General features: G+C 48.9%; 18 protein-coding genes. 11 read left to right on the top strand and 7 right to left on the bottom strand.

Annotated elements, in window-relative coordinates; all coding sequences use genetic code 11:
- Positions 1 to 15 precede the first annotated feature (15 nt).
- Positions 16 to 1,443: a LamG domain-containing protein gene (locus IPK84_03640; GenBank protein QQS15436.1), complete on the bottom strand. Its 1,428-nt coding sequence runs from the start codon at positions 1,441 to 1,443 to the stop codon at positions 16 to 18.
- Between the two features lie 102 nt (positions 1,444 to 1,545).
- Between IPK84_03640 and IPK84_03635 the strand changes: the two genes are divergently transcribed.
- Entirely contained in the window at positions 1,546 to 1,842 is a 297-nt protein-coding gene (locus IPK84_03635; protein QQS15435.1) for a hypothetical protein, read from the top strand.
- Between the two features lie 72 nt (positions 1,843 to 1,914).
- Here the strand turns inward: IPK84_03635 and recQ are convergent, their stop codons facing one another.
- Positions 1,915 to 3,759, bottom strand: a complete 1,845-nt coding sequence (gene recQ, locus IPK84_03630; protein QQS15434.1) for a DNA helicase RecQ — start codon at positions 3,757 to 3,759, stop codon at positions 1,915 to 1,917.
- 131 nt (positions 3,760 to 3,890) lie between these two features.
- Positions 3,891 to 5,540, bottom strand: a complete 1,650-nt coding sequence (locus IPK84_03625; GenBank protein ID QQS15433.1) for an arginine--tRNA ligase — start codon at positions 5,538 to 5,540, stop codon at positions 3,891 to 3,893.
- Positions 5,541 to 5,705: 165 nt separating this feature from the next.
- Here IPK84_03625 and IPK84_03620 point away from each other — a divergent pair, with 165 nt between their 5' ends.
- From IPK84_03620 to IPK84_03610, 3 genes are all read left to right on the top strand, one after another.
- Positions 5,706 to 6,821 carry a hypothetical protein gene (locus IPK84_03620; GenBank protein ID QQS15432.1) on the top strand — a complete coding sequence of 372 codons (1,116 nt, stop codon included), beginning with the start codon at positions 5,706 to 5,708 and terminating at the stop codon, positions 6,819 to 6,821.
- A gap of 90 nt (positions 6,822 to 6,911) precedes the next feature.
- Positions 6,912 to 8,234, top strand: coding sequence for a hypothetical protein (locus tag IPK84_03615; GenBank protein ID QQS15431.1), 1,323 nt, complete (start codon positions 6,912 to 6,914; stop codon positions 8,232 to 8,234).
- Positions 8,235 to 8,367: 133 nt separating this feature from the next.
- A complete protein-coding gene (locus tag IPK84_03610; protein ID QQS15430.1) occupies positions 8,368 to 12,960 on the top strand; it encodes a hypothetical protein in 4,593 nt (1,530 codons plus the stop codon).
- A 112-nt stretch (positions 12,961 to 13,072) separates the two neighbouring features.
- Here the strand turns inward: IPK84_03610 and nth are convergent, their stop codons facing one another.
- On the bottom strand, positions 13,073 to 13,726 hold the full coding sequence (nth, locus tag IPK84_03605) for an endonuclease III (GenBank protein QQS15429.1): 654 nt from the start codon (positions 13,724 to 13,726) through the stop codon (positions 13,073 to 13,075).
- A 134-nt stretch (positions 13,727 to 13,860) separates the two neighbouring features.
- Positions 13,861 to 14,541, bottom strand: a complete 681-nt coding sequence (locus tag IPK84_03600; GenBank protein QQS15428.1) for a metal-dependent hydrolase — start codon at positions 14,539 to 14,541, stop codon at positions 13,861 to 13,863.
- Between the two features lie 181 nt (positions 14,542 to 14,722).
- On the opposite strand from IPK84_03600, the gene IPK84_03595 reads away from it, so the two are divergent.
- From IPK84_03595 to IPK84_03585, 3 genes are read left to right on the top strand one after another with little or no spacing between them, the layout of a single operon-like run.
- Positions 14,723 to 15,340 carry a sigma-70 family RNA polymerase sigma factor gene (locus IPK84_03595; GenBank protein ID QQS15427.1) on the top strand — a complete coding sequence of 206 codons (618 nt, stop codon included), beginning with the start codon at positions 14,723 to 14,725 and terminating at the stop codon, positions 15,338 to 15,340.
- Between the two features lie 52 nt (positions 15,341 to 15,392).
- On the top strand, positions 15,393 to 16,184 hold the full coding sequence (locus tag IPK84_03590) for a hypothetical protein (GenBank protein QQS15426.1): 792 nt from the start codon (positions 15,393 to 15,395) through the stop codon (positions 16,182 to 16,184).
- A gap of 10 nt (positions 16,185 to 16,194) precedes the next feature.
- On the top strand, positions 16,195 to 16,692 hold the full coding sequence (locus IPK84_03585) for a hypothetical protein (protein ID QQS15425.1): 498 nt from the start codon (positions 16,195 to 16,197) through the stop codon (positions 16,690 to 16,692).
- Positions 16,693 to 16,792: 100 nt separating this feature from the next.
- Here the strand turns inward: IPK84_03585 and IPK84_03580 are convergent, their stop codons facing one another.
- Both IPK84_03580 and IPK84_03575 read right to left on the bottom strand, forming a co-directional pair.
- A complete protein-coding gene (locus IPK84_03580) occupies positions 16,793 to 17,263 on the bottom strand; it encodes an FKBP-type peptidyl-prolyl cis-trans isomerase (protein ID QQS16257.1) in 471 nt (156 codons plus the stop codon).
- Positions 17,264 to 17,314: 51 nt separating this feature from the next.
- The gene (locus IPK84_03575; protein QQS15424.1) at positions 17,315 to 17,815 is read right to left on the bottom strand and encodes a hypothetical protein; all 501 of its coding nucleotides are present in this window, start codon (positions 17,813 to 17,815) and stop codon (positions 17,315 to 17,317) included.
- Positions 17,816 to 17,982: 167 nt separating this feature from the next.
- On the opposite strand from IPK84_03575, the gene IPK84_03570 reads away from it, so the two are divergent.
- The 4 genes from IPK84_03570 to IPK84_03555 are packed head-to-tail and all read left to right on the top strand — an operon-like array spanning position 17,983 to position 23,036.
- Entirely contained in the window at positions 17,983 to 18,255 is a 273-nt protein-coding gene (locus tag IPK84_03570; GenBank protein QQS15423.1) for a metal-sensing transcriptional repressor, read from the top strand.
- 56 nt (positions 18,256 to 18,311) lie between these two features.
- Positions 18,312 to 19,493: an efflux RND transporter periplasmic adaptor subunit gene (locus IPK84_03565; protein ID QQS15422.1), complete on the top strand. Its 1,182-nt coding sequence runs from the start codon at positions 18,312 to 18,314 to the stop codon at positions 19,491 to 19,493.
- Between the two features lie 15 nt (positions 19,494 to 19,508).
- Positions 19,509 to 22,766 (top strand): efflux RND transporter permease subunit, encoded by a 3,258-nt coding sequence (locus IPK84_03560; GenBank protein ID QQS15421.1) that lies wholly within the window; start codon positions 19,509 to 19,511, stop codon positions 22,764 to 22,766.
- A gap of 30 nt (positions 22,767 to 22,796) precedes the next feature.
- Positions 22,797 to 23,036 carry a DUF2892 domain-containing protein gene (locus IPK84_03555; GenBank protein QQS15420.1) on the top strand — a complete coding sequence of 80 codons (240 nt, stop codon included), beginning with the start codon at positions 22,797 to 22,799 and terminating at the stop codon, positions 23,034 to 23,036.
- The last annotated feature ends 96 nt before the right edge of the window (positions 23,037 to 23,132 follow it).

Genomic DNA, 23,132 nt, shown 5'->3' with positions numbered 1-23,132 from the left:
TTTTTTCGTTATTCCCTATTTCCCCAAATTATACAAATTTGTGATTTCCGTTGTGGAAAGCGTGCGATTGTAGATGCGTACATCGTCAATTGATCCTTCAAAATATCCTCCGCTTGGATGTCTGCCGATATATGTTTTGTTCGTTCCTCCAAACGGTGAGAAATTACCTCCAGATCCAGCTTCATCAAAACCATTAACATAAATACCAGTAACACCTCCTGCTGTTTTGGTTACAACGAGATGATACCATTCATCCGTATTAAATCCACTCACTTGCCTGCTTTTTGAACTTGGATATGTATCTTCCACCTCGACTGCTATCCTATCTGAATTATAGAACTCAATTAAAATATAGTCGCTCGTTCCACCTGTCGATGAGAAAAAGAGCGTATCTTCATTGCCAAGTTCTTTAAACCAAAGACTGACTGTTTTGGTGCCGCTACAATCTAGCGCTGTTCCTACATCCACATAATCACTCGTCCCATTAAAACTGAGTGCCTGACCCAACTTCCCAATAGTCTTCGTTGCTCCCGTTATCGTCCCGTTATTCCCAAAGCTGCTTCTATCAATTGCGGTGGTCCCCTGTATATCCGTCCCATCAAAGGTCCAGTGTCCTACTAAGCTTGTATCAACGGGTTGGGTGGGAGCGGTGGTGTTGTACAGTTTCTTCACCTGCTCAGCACTGAGGGCATAACCATAGATACGGATATCATCGAGTTTGCCATCGAAAGGATTCCCAGCATCGGTTTCAGCACCAATGTAGAAAGCATTTGAGTTGGAAAGATCTCCCATACTGGCAAAGACGGTTCCGCTTCCTGACCCATCGGGTTTACCATCGATATAGAGAACGGCATCGGGAGCGCTTTCATTCCAAGAGAGAGCAAAGCTATGCCAACCGGTAGCCGTAAAGGTGGATGTGGATGTAAACGTTCTTGCATCGGTTGATCCATTTTCATCAAAGCGAATGATAAGCTGATCCGTTGCATCGTCAATATATGCGATGTAGCCATCACTTTCAGTAGACTGTCCGCTCTTGGTGGAGAGGATGGTGTGATCATTGGCAAATGTGTCTCTATTGAACCAGCCGGTCAATGTAAAGCTCGCTCCATCGGTAAAGTCGAGAGCGCTTGAGGGAGAGGCGATGGAGAGATACTGTCCACTTCCGGAGAAGTCGAGGGCGGAGGGACCAATTTGTCCGGTCACCCAACTTGGGGATCCAGTCATGGCAAGAGTGTTCCCATTGCCACTTGAGTCCGTGGCGTTGGTGCCAGTGCCGTCGTCGAGTTTCCAGTAGCCGCGGAGGGATTGGGAGAAGGGTGAGTCCGGAGAGGCATTCATTTGCATGCCCGCCTCTGACGGTGCCTCATATCGAAGAGCCACAACAAAAACCAACACCGCAAGAATGCCAACCCATTGAATGGCGCGTGTCCAGGAGAGTTTCATAGGAGAAAGCGGGAGAGAAAGAGAACATAGAAACATTGTATCATGTTTCTGAATGGTAGGGGCGCCCCTTGTGGGCGCCCTTTTGCATGGCGCCCCTTGTGGGTGTCCCATCTACATTATTCGCAAACAGACAATCGGGAACATGGCGAGGACAAGCCGTCGCCCCTACCGATCCCGATCGGCACAACCCTTGGAAATATTATTGGTGCCTTTAAATCGTTGACCGCAAATGAATACATTCAACACGTTAAAACCAAAGAATTCCCGCGATTTGAAAAATCAATATGGCAACGGAATTATTACGAACACATTATTCGGAATGATCGAGAATGGAACTTGATTGTGAAATATATCGAAAAGAATCCGGAAATGTGGAAGGGGGATGAATTGTATGGGTAGGGCGCCCCTTGTAGGTGCCCTGTTCCGATCGTGGATTGAGATGACGCAAGAAAAGAGGAGTCGGCGCCCACGCTATCTTCTTCGACTTCGACGCGAGCGAGCAGATACCTTCTCCGACATCCTTGATAAAAGGTTGTGTTCTGCGCAATACTTCGCAACAACGTTGAGAAATGCTTTTCCATATCGACGCGTTTTTACTTCGCCAAAACCTGAAATGCGAGGCAGTTCCGATATATTTGTCGGAAGAAAAGTCGCCAATTCGAGAAGCGTTGCGTCAGAGAAAATGATATAGGGTGGGACATTTTCCTTGCGAGCATATTCCGTGCGAAGCGCTTTGAGCTGATCGAATAATGTCGCTTCATACTCAGGAGCCTCCGATTTCACCTCCCTCTTTGTATTATCAGCCAATGCAGTAAGCATCACTCGTATCTCGCCACGAAGCACGGCCGCGCTCTTCTCGGTAAGAGAAAGTGTCGGATATGGCTCGCCCGCTTGCCTGAGGAACCCAAGCGCGATAAGATCCTTCGCATATCGGAACCAAAGCTCGCGAGAGATATCAGCGCCCGCACCAAATGTCTTCAGGACACGATGTTCAGGACGAATCTTCTCAGACTTCGAACCGCGAAGCACATCGATCGTATAGCCCAAGCCGAACCGCTCATGAAGACGAAACACCGCCGAGAGTAGTTTTTGCGCAATGAGCGTACCGTCAAAAGTCGTCTGTTCAGAAAGGCATACATCGCAAGCGTCGCATGACTGAGGAGATGATTCGCCGAAATACCGCAGAAGGAGGTGACGACGACAGACGGACGCCTCGCATAAATCCGCCAGCTGTTTGAGTTTACGAAGCATCACCGCCGATTGCTCCTCGTTTCCATCAACTTTTGCAAATCGCGCGAGCTTCCGCACATCCGCCGGAGAGTAAAAAAGAAGCGCCTCGCTCGGCAATCCATCCCGGCCTGCCCGGCCCGTTTCCTGATAGTAACTTTCGATATTCTTGGGGAGATCCATATGCACCACAAAGCGCACATTGGATTTATTTATCCCCATACCAAAAGCGATAGTTGCCACGACAATCTTGGTCTCGTCGCGCAAGAACTTCTGTTGATGACGGTCGCGCACGGCCGCATCGAGCCCTGCATGATACGGAAGCGCCGAGAACCCCGCATCAGCCAAGCGCTTCGCCACACTGTCAGCCGACTTTCTCGAAAGCGTGTAGATGATGCCGGAGTCACCGCGCCGAGCAGAGAGATAGCGGAGCAGACGATCGAAGCTCTTCGCTTTTGGTTCGATAGCGTAGCGGATATTCGGACGATCAAAGCTCGACTGAAAGCAGACGGGCGACCGGAGCGCCAACCGCTCAATGATATCTCGACTCGTGAGATTGTCTGCTGTAGCCGTGAGCGCGAGAGTCGGCGTTCCAGAGAAAAATTTTTTGAGATCGGAGAGAAATCGGTATTCCGGACGGAAATCATGTCCCCATGACGAAATACAATGCGCCTCATCAACCGCAAAGAGCGACACGCCCACTTCTTGCAAAAACGGCACAAGTGATGACGCGCCAAAGAGCCGCTCGGGAGCGATATAGAGAAGTTTCGTCTTCCCGCGCGCAAGCGAAGCAAGTACACGATCTTGCTCATCCATCGAAAGCGAGGAATTGAGATATTCCGCCGCAACACCCGCCACCCGAAGCACCTCCACCTGATCCTTCATAAGCGCAATGAGTGGTGACACTACCACAGTGACGTGAGGCAATAAAAGCGCCGGGATTTGATAGCAGAGAGACTTTCCTCCTCCGGTCGGCATAAGGACGAACGCATCTTTCCCTGCGAGTACCGCTTCGATAATCGCTTCCTGATGTTCTCGGAACGATTCGAATCCGAATTGTGTTTTCAATATATGAAGCGGCGTCGACATAGCACGAAGAAGTATAAAAGACTCCTCTTTGCACGATTCCCAAATGAGATTCGAAAAGAAAAGCTGACACTTTGGTCAGCATAACAAGGTGTCAATCACTGTCAAAGGCACGCGCCCTTTCGGTAAGAAATCTACATTTTCTCCGGTGCCGATACGCCGATCAACCGAAGTGTCTCGGCAAGCACATTCTTTGTCGCGCCCACAAGCGCCAGGCGCAACCGAGTCGTATTCATATCTTCCGTATCGATCACGGTGCATTCACCATAAAACGAGTGGAAAAGATCCGCCAATCGAATGGCATATTGCGGCAACTGATGCACAGCGGATGTTTCAGCAATCAGGCAGAGCATGTCCGGAAACTTCGCCAGATGCCGCGCCAGAAGAATTTCTTTCGAATTTCGCAAATGTGTTCCACTCTCTTTAGCAGAATATTGACTCGAATCTAGATCAAGTTCCTCTTCTGCTTTTCGGAAAATACTCGCCATACGAGCATGCGCATATTGCACGTAGAAGACCGGGTTCTTCTTACTTTGTTCCTCAGCGAGTCCCATGTCAAAGTTCATGTGCGTATCGGGAGAATACATAAGGAAAAAGAATCTTACAACTTCCGCATCGATTCGACCGAGCAACTCATCTACCGTCACGACGTTCCCGGCGCGCTTGGACATGCGGACTTCCTTGCCATCCTTCACGAGCCGCACCATTTGAACCAATGTGAATTTCACCTGATCCCGAGAGAATCCAAGCGCCTCCGCTGCCGCGAGGAACCTCGCCACATATCCGTGGTGATCCGCGCCCCACACTTCGTAAATTTCTTCGAAATCGCGTTCTCGTTTGTGGAGCAGATATCCGCAATCCGATGCGAAATAGGTTTTGATCCCATTCGCCTTCACAAGCACGCGATCCTTGTCGTCACCATACTGGGTCGTCCGAAGCCACAGTGCACCCGATTCCTCATACGTCAATCCTTTCTCCGCAAGCAGTGAAATTGCTTTATCAACAAAACCTGACCGGATAATGTCATCTCTCTCGGAAATGAACACATCGAAAGCTATACCCATTTTCTCACGAAGTGTTGGCTTGATATATTCTTCGAGAATAATGCTCCCCGCCCATTCTCCGATCGATCGCGGATCAGTCCCACGAAAACCTTCGCCCTCTCGTGACCATCTCTCAGCAAGACGGTCTATATAATCACCTGCATATACCGCGTCAGCATCTCGAAGCACACTGTGTCCCAGCTTGTCCACCTGTTCCCCGGCATCATTCACATAATATTCCGTGGCAATATTGGCGCCACACTTCCTCAAAACCCGCGCGAGCGTCTCCCCGAAAAAACCTCCCCGCGTATTCCCCATATGGAGCGGCCCGGTCGGATTGGCAGACACAAACTCCAAAAGGATCTTCCGTTGCTTATCGTCGGCACGAGATCCATATGTCCTCCCTTGTCTGCAGATATCAGCCACCATATCCGACAATGCTTCTGGAGTAAGAGAGAAATTGACATAACCAGGCGCAACGACTTCGACCGAAAATTGGCTCAATCGCTCGTTCTGCGAGAGTTTCTCTTTTAAGGTATGCGCGATATCAATCGGCAACTGCTTCAGACGACCAGCCAGAGACAGTGCAACACTCGATGTGTAATCCCCATGCAAATCATCTTTCGGAACCGTCACCTCAAATATCAGTCCCTCCCGCTGTTCTTGTGAAATCAAAAAGACACCTTCGCGACACAGCGATTGGAATGCCTCTCGTAGAGCCTGCTGCAATATTTTCTTCATACTCCCTATCCTAGCGGAGCGCCCAAGAAAAGTGAAGGGTAGGCAGCCTCTTGACACGCAGCATTTGTTCCTTTGTCGAAAAAACAGAAAAGCTCTATACTTATGTCACGCGAGAAGCACTCGTTGTGTGTTGTTTGGAAAGTGCCTCACTGCAAAACCAAAAATATGTCGTTCGGAGTGCACATTCAAAGAAATATTCGAGCGCGGATAAATAAAAGTATTGTAACCGGGGGGCTTGTCATTATCCTCTCTTTTTCTTTACTTTCAGCCGCATACGTACAAACCACATCCGCCGCCTCGCTCACCGCGCTCTCCGATACCCAGAGTCGCATCAAGAAAAACACCGCGGCCAACCACACACTTCTCTTCACTTCGACATCGGCCATGTCGAGTGGCACTATTGTCGTTACACTTCCCTCCGATTATGTTACGACTGGCGTTGTCTTTAGTGACATAGACCTTTCCTACGGAGCTGGCGGCACAGAAAACGACCAGACACTTGCCGGAACCGCCGGAGCGTCAACATGGGGAGCGGCTTTTGGTGGCACCGGCAATCGAACACTCACTCTCACTTATCCGACAAGTGGCGGCACCGCCATTACCGCTGGTTGGAAAGTCATCATTGAGGTAGGAACGAATGCTACAACAGGAGGAACAGGAACTCACCAAGTCGTAAATCCAACAACGGCTGGAACATATATTATCGGCATTGCAACCGCTTCAGATACAGGTCAGGTGGCAACCGCTATCGTAGATGACGATCAAGTAGTCGTTTCAACTACTATTGATCCCTACCTCACTTTTGCAATTTCGCAGAATACAGTCTCTCTCACCAAATCTGGCGGAGGAAACCCTGATTCATCAAATACTGGCTTTAATAATGGAACCGCCAACACACTCGCCGCCGCTACCAATGCAACAAGCGGTTACACCATCACCTACTACGGCGATACCCTGACAAGCGGCGCCAATACAATCAGCGCTATGGGCACAAAAACAACGTCATCGACCGGCACGGAGCAGTTTGGTATCAACCTGAAAGATAATGCAACACCAAATACCGGTACCGATCCTTCCGGCGGATCTGGTGCAGCAGCAAGCGACTACAATACTGCCGACCAATTCCGATACATCACTAATACTACGACCACGCTTGCAAGCGCATCCGCTGCTTCAGCCAGCACTACTTATACCGTTTCCTACATTGTCAACGTCGCCGCTACCACCGAGGCTGGTAGCTATTCAACGACTATCACGTACATTGCCACGGGGAATTTCTGAAAAATTTTAGATGTACAATAATTCCACTCTTACATATCATGTAGAGACGCGGGATTTCTCGTTTCTACATCAGTCACCCCTATTGCCGGTATGTATCGCTTCTTTCTTCAAAAATTCATCCTTTCCATTGCCGCCCTCGCGGCATTTTTTGGATATACGGAATACGCTGAGGCTCAATCCGCCCCCTTCAAAAACGACGCCGAGGGCATGACACTTTCCCCGCCGTCTTTTGAGATGACGCTCGATCCTGGCACGGAAACTGCCTATACTATACGCATTACCAATCCAACAAAGAACCTTGTTGAACTTTACCCTTCTGCCGGAAATTTCTCGGCAGGTGGCGAGGGTGGCGAACCGAAATACGAGATTGGCGACAAGGCTATTGAGAATGACTCTCGCTACTCTATCGCAAGTTGGGTAAGCTTCTTTGATCCGAAAGTCGCCATTCTTCCCGAGCAAGTCGTGGAATTCCGCTTCCGCATCAAAGTACCGCGAGATGCCGAGCCGGGCGGACACTATGGTGTGGTTTTTCTCGGAACTAAACCGCCTGCCGATAAAGAACAAGCTTCCCAAGTGGCGCTTTCCACTATGGTCGGCAGCCTCCTCCTGGTACGTGTGCCTGGCGACGTCCGTGAATCGCTCGATGTGGATGAATTCTCGGCGCCCTGGTTTTTCTTTGCACCACCAGTTGATTTTACCCTTCTCCTCCGTAATACGGGTAACGTGCACACACGCCCAACAGGCGATGTTGTCATAACTGACTGGCGTGGCCATACACGAGAACGGCTCGAGATAAACAGCATGAAAGGAAGTGTGCTTCCAGACAGCCGTCGCGAATTCAATGTCTCATGGAATCCCGACACATCATTCTTCTGGAATATCCCCATCGGCAAGTTTCACGCAAATTTGAAAGCCGTCTATGGTGAAGAACATCACACGCTTGAAAGAAGCATCGCCTTCTGGATAATTCCTTGGTGGATCATTATTGCTCTCGGTTTCTTTGTTCTCTTTCTCATAATCTTCATCACATTCTTCATCATACGAAAGAGACGAAAAAAACAGATGTTACAGAGAAACAACAGCGGTTTTTTTCCAGCATTCAGTCAAAAAGCTCATTTTGATTCTCAAAAGAAACCATCGGAAAACAATTATCGATCAATAGGAAGAAATTGGGAGCTAGAAACACAAGGCCGGGAATCGGAAAGAAGCCAAAAAACCATTCCTCTACACCAATCAAAAGAAACGCCCTTTGAAGAAACCGGATTCTCAGCACAACAACACAATTCTTCCGGTCTACATAGAATCCGAGAGTCACATGAGCAGCCAAAACAATTCCAAGGAAATCAAACGCCCCGCCCTATGCAGGAAAACTCGAAAATTCCTCCACGGAATAGAAAGAAGCGCATGGTTTAGCCCTGTCTATTTCCCATACTTTATTCCCCATTTCTTAACTCCTTGCCCCTTGTTAATCACCTCGCCACATCACACCTCCAACTTCTTATTTCCAACCTCCCATCCATAAGAGTGGTATAATAGGAAAGCAAAAATGCTTTCTTTTTCATTGCGAACCGAGCACATTATGGCGCATTATTGCCATCATGCCGAAGCGCTCCGCGTTCCCGTATTTTTTTCCCGACGAAACGTTTTCTTCGGTTGTTTTGTGTTATTCCTCGCAGTATTCTCCGGAACCGCCTTCGTCCCAAAAGCCGAGGCGCACACTTTTGATGCCAGTAGTCACCAAACACGCACACGAAATACCAGTGGCGTCACTTTTAACCATACGTGCGGATCAGGAACAACACTTCTCACACTCACCATTGTCGTCGGTGGCACTACCGCACGCACTGGCGGCGCCCCCACCTATAACGGCGTTTCCATGACTCAGGCAGATCAGAATGGTCAGGCGCCATCCGGCGCAGAAACCATCGTTGAACTTTGGTATCTTCTCAATCCAGGAACCGGCAGTGCCTACCAGATAAATATTCCCGATAGCAATAATGTCTATTTGACCGCTGATGCATCTTCTTACAAAGCAACATCCGGCTATAAGACTGTGCTGAAAACTGATGATGACAATGGAAACACATCAGTTAACCCAACCGGACCATCACTTACCGGGCTCGTATCAGGCGACGTACTCGTCGCCGTTGTAGGAAGCGGCGCCACTACTTGGGCGCCCTCAGCACGCACCGGCACCCAACTCTATGACGTAGACGATGGCTCCTATGGCGACGGTGCACAATACCTCATCAAAACAGATTCGTCCGACACGGCTATGGGGTGGACATTTGGCACGTCTGACGACTGGTCAGTTGTCGAAGCGGCATTCACAGAAATTTCCCCAATCGAACAAGAAGGCTTCCGATTCAGAAATGACGATGGCAGTGAGTCAGCTGCTACATGGATGCAAAATCAGGATACCAACGCCAGCCAATATAAAAATACGAATGTTCGTCTTCGTATGCTCCTTGATACGCCATCCGATCCGATTTCCATTCCATTTCGACTCGAATACAAAAAATCGACCGAGAGCGTCTACAAAAAGGTACTGGCGAGTGAGAGCGGTTCATCCACACATGCTTTCGTCAATTCAAAACGATGGAAAGGAAACGGATCGCCCTCTGCCCGTGCATTCGACTGCGGCACAGATGCAACATTGCTTGTCCTCACCATTGTTGGTACTGGCACAATACAAAGGGCTGGCGGCGCCCCCACCTATAACGGCGTTTCCATGACTCAGGCAGATCAGACCCGTGGTGGTGCTACAGGCTATGAAACATCCGCAGAACTCTGGTATTTGATTGATCCGCCATCCGGAGCAAACACGATCAGTGTCCCAAATACCGGCGCCATCACCCTCTATGCCACCGCCTCTTCTTACAGCGCAGGTGACGGATACACTTCCGCCTTTGATGCTTCCGGCTTCAGTGAATCGACCGCAGGTGCAAACCCATCCGCAAGCGTTTCAGCCTCTGTTGCTGGCGATGTATATGTTGCTGTCCTCGGTGACGGACTCGCCACTGCACCAACCGCCAGAACCGGAACTGCACTTGCCGAAGTGGATGATGGCGCCTATTCAGACAATCACCAATACTACATCAAGGCTGGAACCGGATCACAAACAATCAGTTGGACAATCGCCTCGGACGACTATGCCATGGTGGTCGCCGCTTTCAAAGTTGTTGCCGTTTCTCAGCCTATTCTCCTTGGCGACTCCAGCTACATCTCGGCAGGCGGAGGCACGAACACAACCGCACAACTCACTGCGCCAAGCGGCAAGACCACTTCCAACTTTACCGCTGGCTATATCCAAGACGACACCAATCCAAGTAATTCTGTCGACATCGCCAACAATTTCTACACCGAAATGGAATGGTCATTAAAGGCAACCGATACCGCTATCGTCGGCGACGTGTACCAATTCCGCATTACCAGAAACGGCACACCAATATACACCTATTCTGTCACACCCCAGCTTACCATCATCGGTGCCACAATTAGCATCACCGGAAGCGCCAATGGTTCAAATGGTTCAACTGTCAAAGTCGCCATTAATGGAACTCTCAAAGCACAGACCGGAACCATCTCATCAGGCACATGGAGCATTTCCGGTGTGAGCGAACCAACTTCGGGAGACGTAGTTACGGTTTGGATTGATAGTGTAAGCGACAGCGCCGAAGCAATCGGCGTCACAAAATATGCCGGATCCAATATTACCGGCATGGTCTTAAACGCCCTTACATTTTCACTCGGCAGCAGTGACAATCAAACTATTTCCAATACCAACATTTCCCAATATGACAACAGCGTCAGTGGCAATGAGGATATTTTTTATGACGTAGACGGTAATGACGACCTCACAGCTTGTTCTGCATCCGGCTCAACCAGCTGTACGCTTTCCGTTCTCTCAGGAAATACCTATCGCTCCGATAGCGGAAGCTCTGGAAACATCACCGCAGAAAACCTCTCGAATTCCGGAGCACTCACTCTCGACGGCAATACACTCTACGTTTCCAGTTCACTTACTTCAAGCGGAACATTTAATGCAAACATTTCGACAGTAGATTTCAATGGTGCGGGATCACAAACCATTCCAGCGCTGAACTATAATAACCTCACTAGTTCATCCACTGGTGTGCGCGTTCTTGCAAACTCCGGGACTATCGGCATTGCGAGCACCTTCACACCGGGAAGCAATTCTTACACCATCACTGGATCAACGGTAAACTTCAACGGAAGCTCGGCGCAAACCGTAAATGCTGATTTTACTTACAACAACTTGCAAGTAGAGCCATCAGCCAATAGCATCACCACCAACTTCGCTGCGGGAACCGTCACGGTAAACGGTGATCTCACTATCGGGAACGGCACAAACACGAGCGTTGTCGTAAATGCTAACAATGCCTCAACAACACTAACTGTGGCAGGAAGCGTCTCTATTTCTGCCAATACCACCCTTCAAGCAAACGCATCGAACAGCTTCACAATCGGCGATGACTTCACGAATAATGGAACCTTTACTCACAACAACGGCACGGTAGTTTTTAATGACAATACGAAAATATCCAGCTTGAACTATTCCGCCAACACAACTTTTTACAATTTATCCATCACGACCGGCGGGAAAACAGTCGAGTTCGATGAGAGTCAAGGCACTATCGTAACACATGCATTCACTGTCACTGGATCTGGCTGCACAACCGGACGTGTCTTTCTGAAATCTGTCACCAACGGCAATCAATGGGATATCACCGTAACTGGAGCAACTGTCAGCGTGAGTTATGCCGATGTGCACGATGGCAACGCCGTCACCACAGCAATCACCGCAAGCAATTCAACTGCCGACAACGACAACAATACTAACTGGACCATAAACGGAGGTGCGTGCGGTGGAAATGCGAATCCAGATGCGCCGACTTCGCTCACCCAGAAGAACTCAAGCAATGCCTCTATTAGTGAATCCGCGTGGACCACAACAAACACACCGAAACTCGGCTTCACTATCACCGACCCAGATACCGACACCGTGAAGTATGAAGTACAAGTCGCAACGGATTCCGGATTTTCCGCACTTGTCCTTGATTACACACATGGATCCTTCTCAGCTTCCGGTACAACATTCGAATTTATTGTTGGCACATACGGCAGCGGATCCTGCTCTGGCACATGCCCATCGACACTCTCCGACAGCGCAACTGGCTATTGGTGGCGCGTCAAAGCTATCGATAGCAATAGCGCCGAGTCCGCCTACGTGGAATTCGGCGTCGCGGGAACGATGGATTTCAAAGTAGATGCAACCGCGCCAACTGGCGGAACGGTAAACGATGGCACAAGCGGTGACGAAAACTGGAACAATGGCACACTCACTTCCCTCTCTAGCAATTGGAGCGGGTTTGATGCAAATGTCTCCGGTCTCAATACATACGAATATGCTATTCGCCGCGCATCAGACGACTACTACTGGAGCGTCTGCTCCGGTGCAGGAAGCTGGCAGGCAAGTGCCAACTGGTGCGATAATTCAACGAGCACTTCCTACACTCAGTCGAGCCTCAACCTTGCAACCGGCACAACGTACTACACAAGTGTCCGGGCAACGGACAATGCTGGCAATGTTGGCACCGCCGTTAATTCAAATGGGGAGCAGGTCTTACCAACACTCTCTTTCTCGTTGAGCACCAATACCATCACGTTCAGCAATCTCAATAATGGCAACAGCTACACCGACACCAAAACGCTTACCGTCACCACTTCAACCAATGCATCAAGCGGATATACGGTGAAGGCTTACAATACTGCCAATCTCACCTCACTCGAAAATCCAAGCGATACCGTGGGCAACTTCTCCGGAAATTGGTCGACACCGCTTACCTGGAGTGGCGGCACGTATGGATTCGGCTACACCTCAAGCGACACAGACGTCCAAGGATCAAATCGCTTTGGAGGCGGGACGAAGTATGCGGCATTTACACAATCCTCCCCTGGTGATGTGGTTGCTGATCACACCAGTGCCATAGATGGTTCAACTGGCGCCGTTTCAAATGAGCAGTTCACAGTTACCTACAAAGTCTCGGTTTCAAACGCTCAGCCAGCAGCCACCTACCAAACATCCTCCGTATATATCGTAACGGCAAACTACTAAAATGGGAGTAAGTAGAGGAAATGAGGGCGAGCACTAGTCCGAAACAAAGCTTGCTTCTTTCCCGATTCCAGCCTTGTGCTTAATTTCCTCTTCTTCACCCCCTCTGTCATGATCATGGCAGATTGCCTATCGATTCCCTTCCAGATGGACAGAGCTCCAACAATGCACACTCTCCGCATTTTGGTCTTCTCGGAGTACAAATAGCGCGACCGTGCGTAATAAAGTACTCATTGACGTGGAGATACTCATTCGTTGGAAACAAGCCTTCGAGATCTTTCGCGATCTTCTCTTGTTCAGAGTGCTTTGTCAGCCCGAGCCGGGGCGCCATACGCATCACATGTGTATCAACAGCAACGCCCGTGTATTTCCCAAACGCTTTCGCCATCACGATATGCGCCGTCTTCCGTGCAACGCCAGGAAAGGTAAGGAGTGATGTAAAGTCACCTGGCACCTCTCCGCCAAATTTCTCGACAAGTATCGCTCCGATAGCCCGGAGATATTTCGCTTTTGATTTATAGAATCCGGTTTGATAGATATCTTGTTCCAATTCTATCGGATCAGCATCCATATAGTCCTTCGCCGTCCTGTATTTCTTGAACAGATTCTTTGTTACGCGATTCACTCGTTCATCCGTGCACTGCGCCGAAAGCACGGTTCCCACTACCAATTCGAGCGGACTTGACCATTCGACAAACGGTCCCGGTTTCGGATATATCTTTTTCAATCGATTCAGTATTTCTCTTGCCCGTTTTTTTATATCCATCATAGAAATTTTTCGAGTGTTCCCTATCGCATCATGAAATGCCGGAGGAGCGGACATGGAAAACTCATCTCAAGAATAATTTCGGAGCGATTTTGAAAATTTTTCGAGATAAACTCTGGAGATTTGATGGGAAAAATTTAGTGCAACGCATTCACCAGATGTTTCCCGAGACGAAATATCTCTCCATTACTTCGCACAATCAGCAAAGTAATGCTCCCATAAACCAGCATATTGATTCGCCAGCTCTTTGAGTAGAATTTGAGCGCACTCCCCAATGCTTTGTTTGGTACAAAGGGCACGCCGTGAAAGTTCACAGCCGCATAAACCTCATCAAGCACTAAGTGCACAATATATCCAAATGTCATCGCAACTCCCAAGAGAAATGACTGCCATTCGTCAAATCTCCAATAAGAAGCGAGTGAAAAGACACAGAGTCCGACAAGCACAGCGCTCGGAATCGAATGCGCCATGCCGCGATGCTTTGTAAACCTCCGAAAAAGTGTCCCAACAATCCCCCACATAAAAATTGCCGATCCAATAGTCCATTCCGCAATACGTAGAGGGTTTTGCGGGACGTATTTGTATGCCACAAGAAACGCCAATCCGCCAGCAATAATCGACAGCGCTCCGAATGTTACATGGAACGGTATCCCTGAATCACTGTCCATATCCGGCAAAATGGCGCCGATGGTTACCATGAGCCACAGGAGCACAAAGAGACTCCACGACTGTGGCACAAGCATAGAGATTACCAACAAGAACACACCGAGGACACCGCAAGCTATTCCCCACGAAATGTGTGTTCGGAAACTCGCCATAAGAACTTTTAGAAAAACGACACTCTCACGATACCACGTCGCAAAATACCCTCAAAATGCTCTTTGTTCATATCAGAACTCTATTCTTGAATTAGACTTCTATTTCGGTATACTTTGAAAAGAATGCAAACTTAGATATGCCGGTTCGTATAATAAGAGATCGATCAAACAGACCTCATTCATGGTAATCAAAGAGAATCTCCAAGAGAGCCAGCATCACGAGCTGAGCGACAGCGATATCGTAATTGCTTCAGTTGCTAATCCGGATGCTTTTTCGGGTATCGTCGAACGATACTGGGACCGGTTGTTTCGATATGTCCGCCGAATATCATTCTCCTCCGATGAAGACGTGGAAGATATTCTGCAAGAAACATTTATCAAAGTTTATAAGAATCTCAACGCATTCGATGACGACCTCGCATTCTCTACATGGATCTACCATATCTGCCGAAACACCATCATTGATTCGATACGAAAGAAATCCTCCCGACCAAAGACAATCGGTCTCGATACGGAGGATTTTTCCCATCTCTTTCAAGATCCGGAAAATATCACGCACACCATAGATATCAAAAACCAACTCCGGAAAATCTCCGCCATAATAGAATCGCTTCCACTCATCTATCGGGAAGTGCTCATCCTGAAATTCCTCGAAGAGAAAAGTTATGAGGAGATTATGGACATCGTCGAAAAACCGAAAGGAACTGTCGCCTCCCTCATAAACAGAGGACGAAAGCTGCTCAAAGAGCAGGCAGAAAAACAGGGAATTTACAGCCGCCTCACTGACGATACGCCCTAGCACTTGCCTGTCGTCGCACATGAAATTATCACCCCTATTTCTCCCTCTCCGTATGAATCAACACTCCATCACCGATATCGTTGAAACTATAAAGAAAAAACGCATCACACCGACGCCACGGTGGGTTATTCTTGCCAAGAACGCAGCTTTTTGGATACTCCTCGGAAGCATGGGGATTATTGGCGTAATATTTCTCTCTCTGGGATTGATTGATATTCTCGATATCGGACCGGAAATATTCCGCTCTTTCGGACTTCAGCATCCGCCACTCTTTCTCTTTTTTTCCACGCCGATTATTTGGATCAGTCTTTTCGGCATTGCCGTTCTCTTCGGCATTCTCACATTCCGAAATACCAAGCGAGGATATCGCTATCGGACAATTTTTGTTGGCAGCCTCATCACGCTCACCATTCTCACGGCGACACTTCTCGCACATTTTACCAAAATCGATGAGCGAATAGATCGAGCATTTGAAAACAGGACTCCGGAAATGTTCCGCGGAATCCTCCCTCCAAGAGCATCTCGATGGTCATCTCCGCAAGACGGCGCCCTCGCCGGGAAGATAACAGACGTACAGTCAGACTCGTTTCTCTTGCAAACACCAAATACTGAAGCCTGGACCATACAGGTGAATGGCAACACTCGCATAAGCCCGAGAGCGCGCATTCAATCAGGTGAGGATGTACTCGTGCTCGGAACACCAGGAAAGAACAACACTATTCAAGCACTCTTCATCCGACCGCTCAGAGAAAACTTGAACGATAGGCAAGAACCGAATGCAAACTCATTTCCAAATGAATCGTATAAAGGAATGCGTGGCGCACACGACCGATATAATCGCTAACAAAATTCTTATGATTTCAATACGAATACTCGCAGCACTCGTTATTGCATTTGGAACGCTTGCCGCAGGAGGATTTTTCCTCATAGGCAATGCCTCGGCGGAAGGGAATGCTCCGAGGACATCCCTCATCGAACGAATCGCCAGCCGATTCAATCTGAGCACCAGTGACGTACAAAGCGTCTTTGACGAAGATCGGAAGGAGCACCAAGCAGAAATGGAACAGCGATTCGAAGAGAGACTCTCCGAAGCCGTCGCAAACGGCACAGTTACCGAAGAACAAAAAGCTCTTATTCTCGCAAAGCACGAGGAACTTCAGAAAGAACGTGAAGCGAATTTTGAATCGCGCAAAGATATGACACCGGAAGAACGCCGCGCAGACGCCGAAAAACATCGGGAGGAAATGAAAACCTGGGCGGAAGCAAATAACATTCCCGATGAGTTCGTTGGTCCTGGCATGGATGGTGGCATGCACGGTCCCGGAGATGGGATGGGTCGCCGCGAAGAGTAGGTCACACGCAGATCATAGACAGAGTCAACAAAACAACAAAAACTCCCGCAATGTCGCGGGAGTTTTTGTTGTGTACAAGATCTATTTTCTCCCTATTTCCCTACTTGATAGAAATGAGCTCAGTATCGAATATAAGCGTCGCATTGGGCGGGATAACGCCGCCAGCTCCGGTTGCGCCATAGCCTTTGTCTGCCGGAATAGTAAGCGTCCGCTTCTCCCCCACCTTCATGCCAAGGAGTCCCTCATCCCAGCCCTTGATAACTTGACCCGCGCCAATGGTAAAAGTAAATGGTGTTCCGCGATCGACGCTTGAGTCGAACTTCGTTCCATCCATCAGTCGCCCCGTATAATGAACAGTGATTGTATCGCCAGATTTTACTACCTGATCACCGGTTCCCTCTTGCGTCGTTTCGATTTTCAATCCCGAGTCTTTCCCTGTAGCTGACTCATCTGACATCATAGCGTTCTCTGTTATCTTATTAACGTTTTGTCTTCCCTGTGCATCCGATGACCGATAGAACAACATCCCGACTCCCAATACCGCCAACCCCATCACGACAGCAAATATCATATTCATATCTTCATTTTCTCTCAAAAATTTAGACTCTCCTGAAACTTTCTATCATTTCCCCGTCCATGAGTACCATTCGAGAGCATCGATTGCAACCGGCTTATCTGATCGAATACGCACCGAGCGAAAACTTATATTTTTATCAATGCTCGAAAGATCGTCTTCCGAAAATCCGAAACCTACCGCAGAACCGACACTCGTAAGAATGAGCACATATTCTCTTCCGGACGCATCTTCCAATGAGATAGACACCTTCCGTGTCGAGCCATCTTTCAAGAGTAGCGTCCCTTGAACAAGGTTCGCATCGCTGATCAGCTGAGATCGCAACAACACTTTTCCCGATGTCCGAGTGATCCGAAGAGATTCGTCCGGAGTAAACGTCACGCCATCCTCTCCTACGGTTACCGGTCCGGAAATCGGGACTGTTATAGCGGAGTCTATTCCGCCGCCAAATCCCAAAAACCGCGCAAAGAGAACGAATATACCGAGGGATGCCACAACAACCAGAACAAAGAGCACGAATATCATAGACTTTTTGTATTTCTCATTCATATCGCTGGAAGATACTCTTACGGCGCTATTCTGACATAAAACAAAGTTTCTGACAAAGCTATCCTCGTATATCGTGATTTGCATCCGAACTACCCCATTTGACACGCCGATGCTCTTCATGTATACCTACACCATAGGTATAGGATAATACTTCACGCGGAAGCCTTATGGAACGAAAAGATAAAATCGCTATCGCTCTCAAGAAGGCCAAGACCAGCCTCGAGAAAATTCTCTTTGTTATCGAGTCGCAAAATGTTGACTGTTTCCCGGTCATACAGCAAAACCTCTCCGTTATCGGACTCCTCAAATCAGCCAATCTTCTCATGCTCGAGAGTCACATGGAACATACCGCGCAGAGTCTTTCAGGCGCTCAAGCAAAGCAGATCCGAACACTCCACAAAGAGCTCCTCAAAATCGTCAATATAGCACAGAACAAGTAACCGGGTTCAAGTAATCACTCTCAGCATCAAAGCAATTCCGACTCACAACAACCTTTATGCAAATCATTTCCGAACGAAAGCACATGAAGCTCCTTCTCCTCTTTCTCGCGGGTACTCTCGGGGCAGTCATTTCTTGGAACGCCTCCGCTGACCCGGAAGTCCAGCATGAATTGGCAACAGTATCGATGCCCGTACAGACCGTGTCTGTTTCCCGTTCGCAGATTCAGCCAACTGAAACCTTCTCCGGATTTGCTCGTGGCATTCGCCATGCGGATATCAGTCCGAAAGTATCGGGATCTGTCATAGCGCTCCTCAAAGAACCCGGGGATTCTGTTCAATCCGGGGACCTTCTTGCAATACTCGATGGAAATGAGCTCATAGCTGGAAATCAAAGCGCTTCGCTCTCACTTTCAGCTGCTCTCACCTCACTTGACCGGATGGAGAAGTATACAAAGCAACAGGTCGATGCCGCAGAGACGGCCCTCTCGAAAACAAAGGATGATCGAAAGCGCGGAATAGCAACCGACAAAGACGTCCGTGTCGCCGAGGATGCCGTTCGAACCGCCAAGAAATTGCGTGACACCGAAAACGCCCAAGCAGCCGCTTCCGTTGCTGCTCTCCAGGGTTCTGAAACAATATCAAGAGCCGCTCTCGAAAACCGCTTCGTCCGAGCGCCATTCTCAGGAATTGTCGCGACCAAACAAACATCTGTCGGTTCATTCGCAAGTCCAAATAGCGTTCTCTATTCCCTCGTCTCACCCAATGACATTGAAATTCCCGTCTCCGTACCAATCCGTCTTGCCGCGTCAATCCAGAAAGGATCGAGTGTCTCTATACTACCGGAACATTCAAATCAATCTATCGACGGCGAAGTATTTTCCATTGCACCCGTTGCCAATCCGTCAACCGGCGAAACCATCGCCATCATACGACTACTCGCACATGACGACCCATCTTCGACAATATTCCCCGGACAATACGCTTCGGTTGAACTCCCAACCGAACCATCGAGAGATACACTGCTCATTCCGGATTCGGCGCTGATCCGACAGTATGGCGAAACATTCGTTTTTACTGTTACTGATTCAAAGACACATAAGCAACCGGTTGTCGCCGGAAACCAATACGGGGACTCGAGAGAAATACTCAACGGACTCGACATCAGCGACACAGTCATTACTGAAGGCTTGCACTCCCTGCAAGAAGGGATGTCTGTATATGCCGTTCATCACGAATAGTCCGACACTATCACTATGAAACATCCTTTCGAAACCACTGATGTGCCTGTCGGATTTGCCGGAAGAGCTACGCGAATTTTTCTCTCCAACCAAAAAATTTCCCTGCTCACTATCGGCATACTCATCGTTTGGGGAACGCTTTCGTTTGCACTCATGCCAAAGCAGTACAACCCGGAGATTGTCGCGCCTGCGTTTACCATAACAACCGAACTTCCCGGCACCTCAGCCGAAGAGGTCAGCACTCTTCTCACAAAACGAGTGGGAGACGCTGTGTCGGGAGTGCCGAAAGTAGACGATATTTCCTCACAATCAATTGCCGGAGGGAAAAGCGTTGTCGTCGTGAAATTTCTCGTCGGATATTCCGAAGAAAGCGCGACACTCGCAATTAATCAGAAGCTTCAAGATATACAAACGACACTGCCATTCGGCGCTTCAACTCCGCTTGTGCAATCAATACGTCCCGACGATGTTCCCATCCTCGACATTGCCCTGACATCGCCAACACTGTCAGAGACGTCCTTACGCGCACTTGCCATCGACATTGCCGACATACTCAAACTGGTACCGGGTATATCATCGGCAGACATTCTCGGCGGACATACGGAGCAATTAAAAATAACACTGCACGCCGACGCACTCACCGCCAGAAATGTCACCATCGCCGACATTGAGAACGCCATAAGGAAATCAAACGGCTCCCTCTCCATAAGCGAACTCCAAAATATCGGTAAGAATCCATTTATAAGCATTGTTGGGATCATAGAGAACCCCGATGATCTCTCACATATCTCTATCCGAGAAGCAAGTGATTCGATACTCCGACTCGGAGATATCGCCGATATTTCCCTGGAGCCCGACGACATACGGGAATATGTCCGCATATCGGAGCGGTACGAAAACGCCAGTGAAACAGTCCATATTACTCTTTCGAAGCTCAAGGGAGAAAACGCGACTACGGTGTCGACCGAGGCACTCAAAAAATTAGAAGATCTTCAAAAAACTCTCGTACCGGACACAGTCAAAACATCGATTCTGCGCGATGAGGGCGCAACAGCACACGAAGAAATTTCCAAGCTTTCTTTCGATCTCGTTAAATCTATTGTCATTGTCGGCGCGCTCCTTGCACTGTTCCTTGGGCTGCGCAATGCCTTTGTTGCATCGATATCAATACCGCTCGTGCTTCTTGCTGTTTTCGGCATGGGACTTCTTGCCGGTCAGACAATAAATCGCATCACACTCTTCGCCCTCATACTCTCGCTCGGACTTCTCGTTGACGATGCTATAGTCGTGGTAGAAAATATCGCACGATCCTTTCGGCTCTTTCCAAATGAGAACAGGATCAAGCTTATCGTACAGGCTGTGGACGAAGTGGGTGGCGCGCTCGCCCTTTCAACTCTCACTATGGCACTCGCTTTTCTCCCTATGGCATTTGTCAGCGGCATGATGGGACCCTATATGGGACCGATCCCCTTCTTCGTGCCGGCAGCACTCTTTGCGTCACTCATTATCTCCGTCACGCTCAATCCGTTTCTCTCCCTCCTTTCCATGCCAAGAAAAATCCTTGCAGATACAGAGAAAGACAATCTCTTCGTACGAACGTTCAAAAGAATTGAAAAGATATACGAACAAACACTGTCCGCACTTCTCATGCACCGCAAGAAACGCGTCTTGGTGCTCGTGACAACCGGAGCGGCGCTCATTATCGCGCTTATACTCCCCCTGACGCCACTCGTACCTTTTCGGATGCTTCCCAAAGCTGACAAAGATCATTTCTCCGTATACCTCGACCTTCCGGACGGCACAGCACTCGATACAACCGATGCTGCGACGCACGCCATCGAAACAATCCTTCTCAAAGATTCCGATATTCTCCAAGTAGAGAGTTTCGTTGGTACGGCACCCGTAGTTGATTTCAATGGACTTTTCAAAGGAAGCTCCCAAAGAACCACTGAGAACCAAGCAACGCTCGTAGTTCACCTCACAGCATCGAACAGTCGCAGCATCACATCAGAAGCAATTGCCTTTCGCGTACGGGAAAGCCTCACCGATTTCCACGAAGCATTTCCTGATGCTGTCGCGCGCATCATTGAAGATCCACCCGGGCCACCAGTTCTCTCAACCTTTCTTCTGAAAGTAAAGGGTTCGAATAGCGAAATTCGAGAACAAATCGCCCGCGACCTCGCCAATGCTTCCGCAAATATAGATGGCGTCGTCGACATTGACACTTCGATTCCCGAACGAGGTATCAACCCAACCTATCGAATAAATACAGAGAAGGCATCTCGTCTTGGCGTCTCACTTCCGGATATTGAGATGTCAATTCAAACAGCATTCTCCGGATCAAACATGGGACTCTTCCACAGCACGACGCGCGAGAATCCTGCCAAAGAACCGCGATACATCGTTATACGGTTTGCGCCGGAAAATCGCTCGCAAGAACAAGATCTGTCACGTATAAAAATCTCTGGCAAGTCCGGCGATCTCATACCGATTACCGATCTCCTTGAACCGGTCAACTCCCCGACAGAGCAAGCCATACTCTCCGATAATCGTCTGGAAACAACGTTCATATCCGCCGAGATGGGCAATCGAAGCATCGTCTATGCCGTGCTCGATATATTCCCCACACTTCTCAGTTATCATCTCCCGGACAATGCTGGGGAGAGGATTTCCTGGTCGCCACTCGGCGTCACCTATCAAGATCGATCGACCGGCGAACAGTATCGCGTAGAAATCGGCGGCGAATGGAAACTGACCATCGAAGTGTTCCGTGACCTGGGCATTGTCATGGGAGTTGTCCTGTTTCTCATATTCTTCGTCTTGGCAGCACGAACAAAGTCGCTCATCATACCCGGTCTCATCATGATAAGCATCCCGCTCGGACTAATCGGCATACTTCCCGGGTTTGCATTCTTACAAGCAGTCAAAGGGACGTATTTCAATGCCACCTCGATGATCGGCGTCATCGCGCTTTCCGGGCTCTCCGTAAAAAATGCTATCATCTACTTGGAATACCTCGAGCCACTCAGACATGCCGGCATGCCAATGCGGGAAGCGCTTGTAGAAGCCGGGCGCATTAGATTGCTCCCCATTGTCCTAACTTCGCTTGCCGCCATACTCGGTTCGCTCACTATCGTAAGCGATCCTGTCTGGGAAGGACTCGCCTGGTCCATTATCTTCGGACTCTCCGCGTCCACCTTCCTCACTCTCATTATCTTTCCTCTCCTCTATTTCATCTTCGAGCGAAAACACTGGGAAGAAAAAGCTTCTTAAGCCACACGTTTATTCCTAAAAAATAAGCCTATGCCGCCACTTTTCTATCGCGCCGAAACAAAACGCTGGACCGTTGATCGAATCATCTTCTTAATTGCCGGACTCTTGGTCGCCATACTGACACTGCTCGGAATCTTCCTTCATCCGGGATTCCATTGGGCCGCACTCTTTGTCGGTAGCATGCTTATGTTTTTCGCCATAACCGGTTATTGTCCGGTGGCAATGCTTGTTCATGCGATTCTCGAAAGAGAAAAGCCCTCGTCGTATTGATCCGAAAACTATTCCCTGATGTCATTCCGAGCGAAGTTGAGGAATCTCAGTCGCAGAACCGCGCTTTTCAAGTTCTTACACATCCTGTCCGGAAAT

The organism is Candidatus Moraniibacteriota bacterium (assembly GCA_016699875.1).
In the GTDB taxonomy this organism is placed as follows: Bacteria; Patescibacteriota; Minisyncoccia; order Moranbacterales; family UBA1568.
The sequence above is the reverse complement of the archived record's forward strand: the minus strand, read 5'-3'. Positions and strand labels throughout refer to the sequence as shown.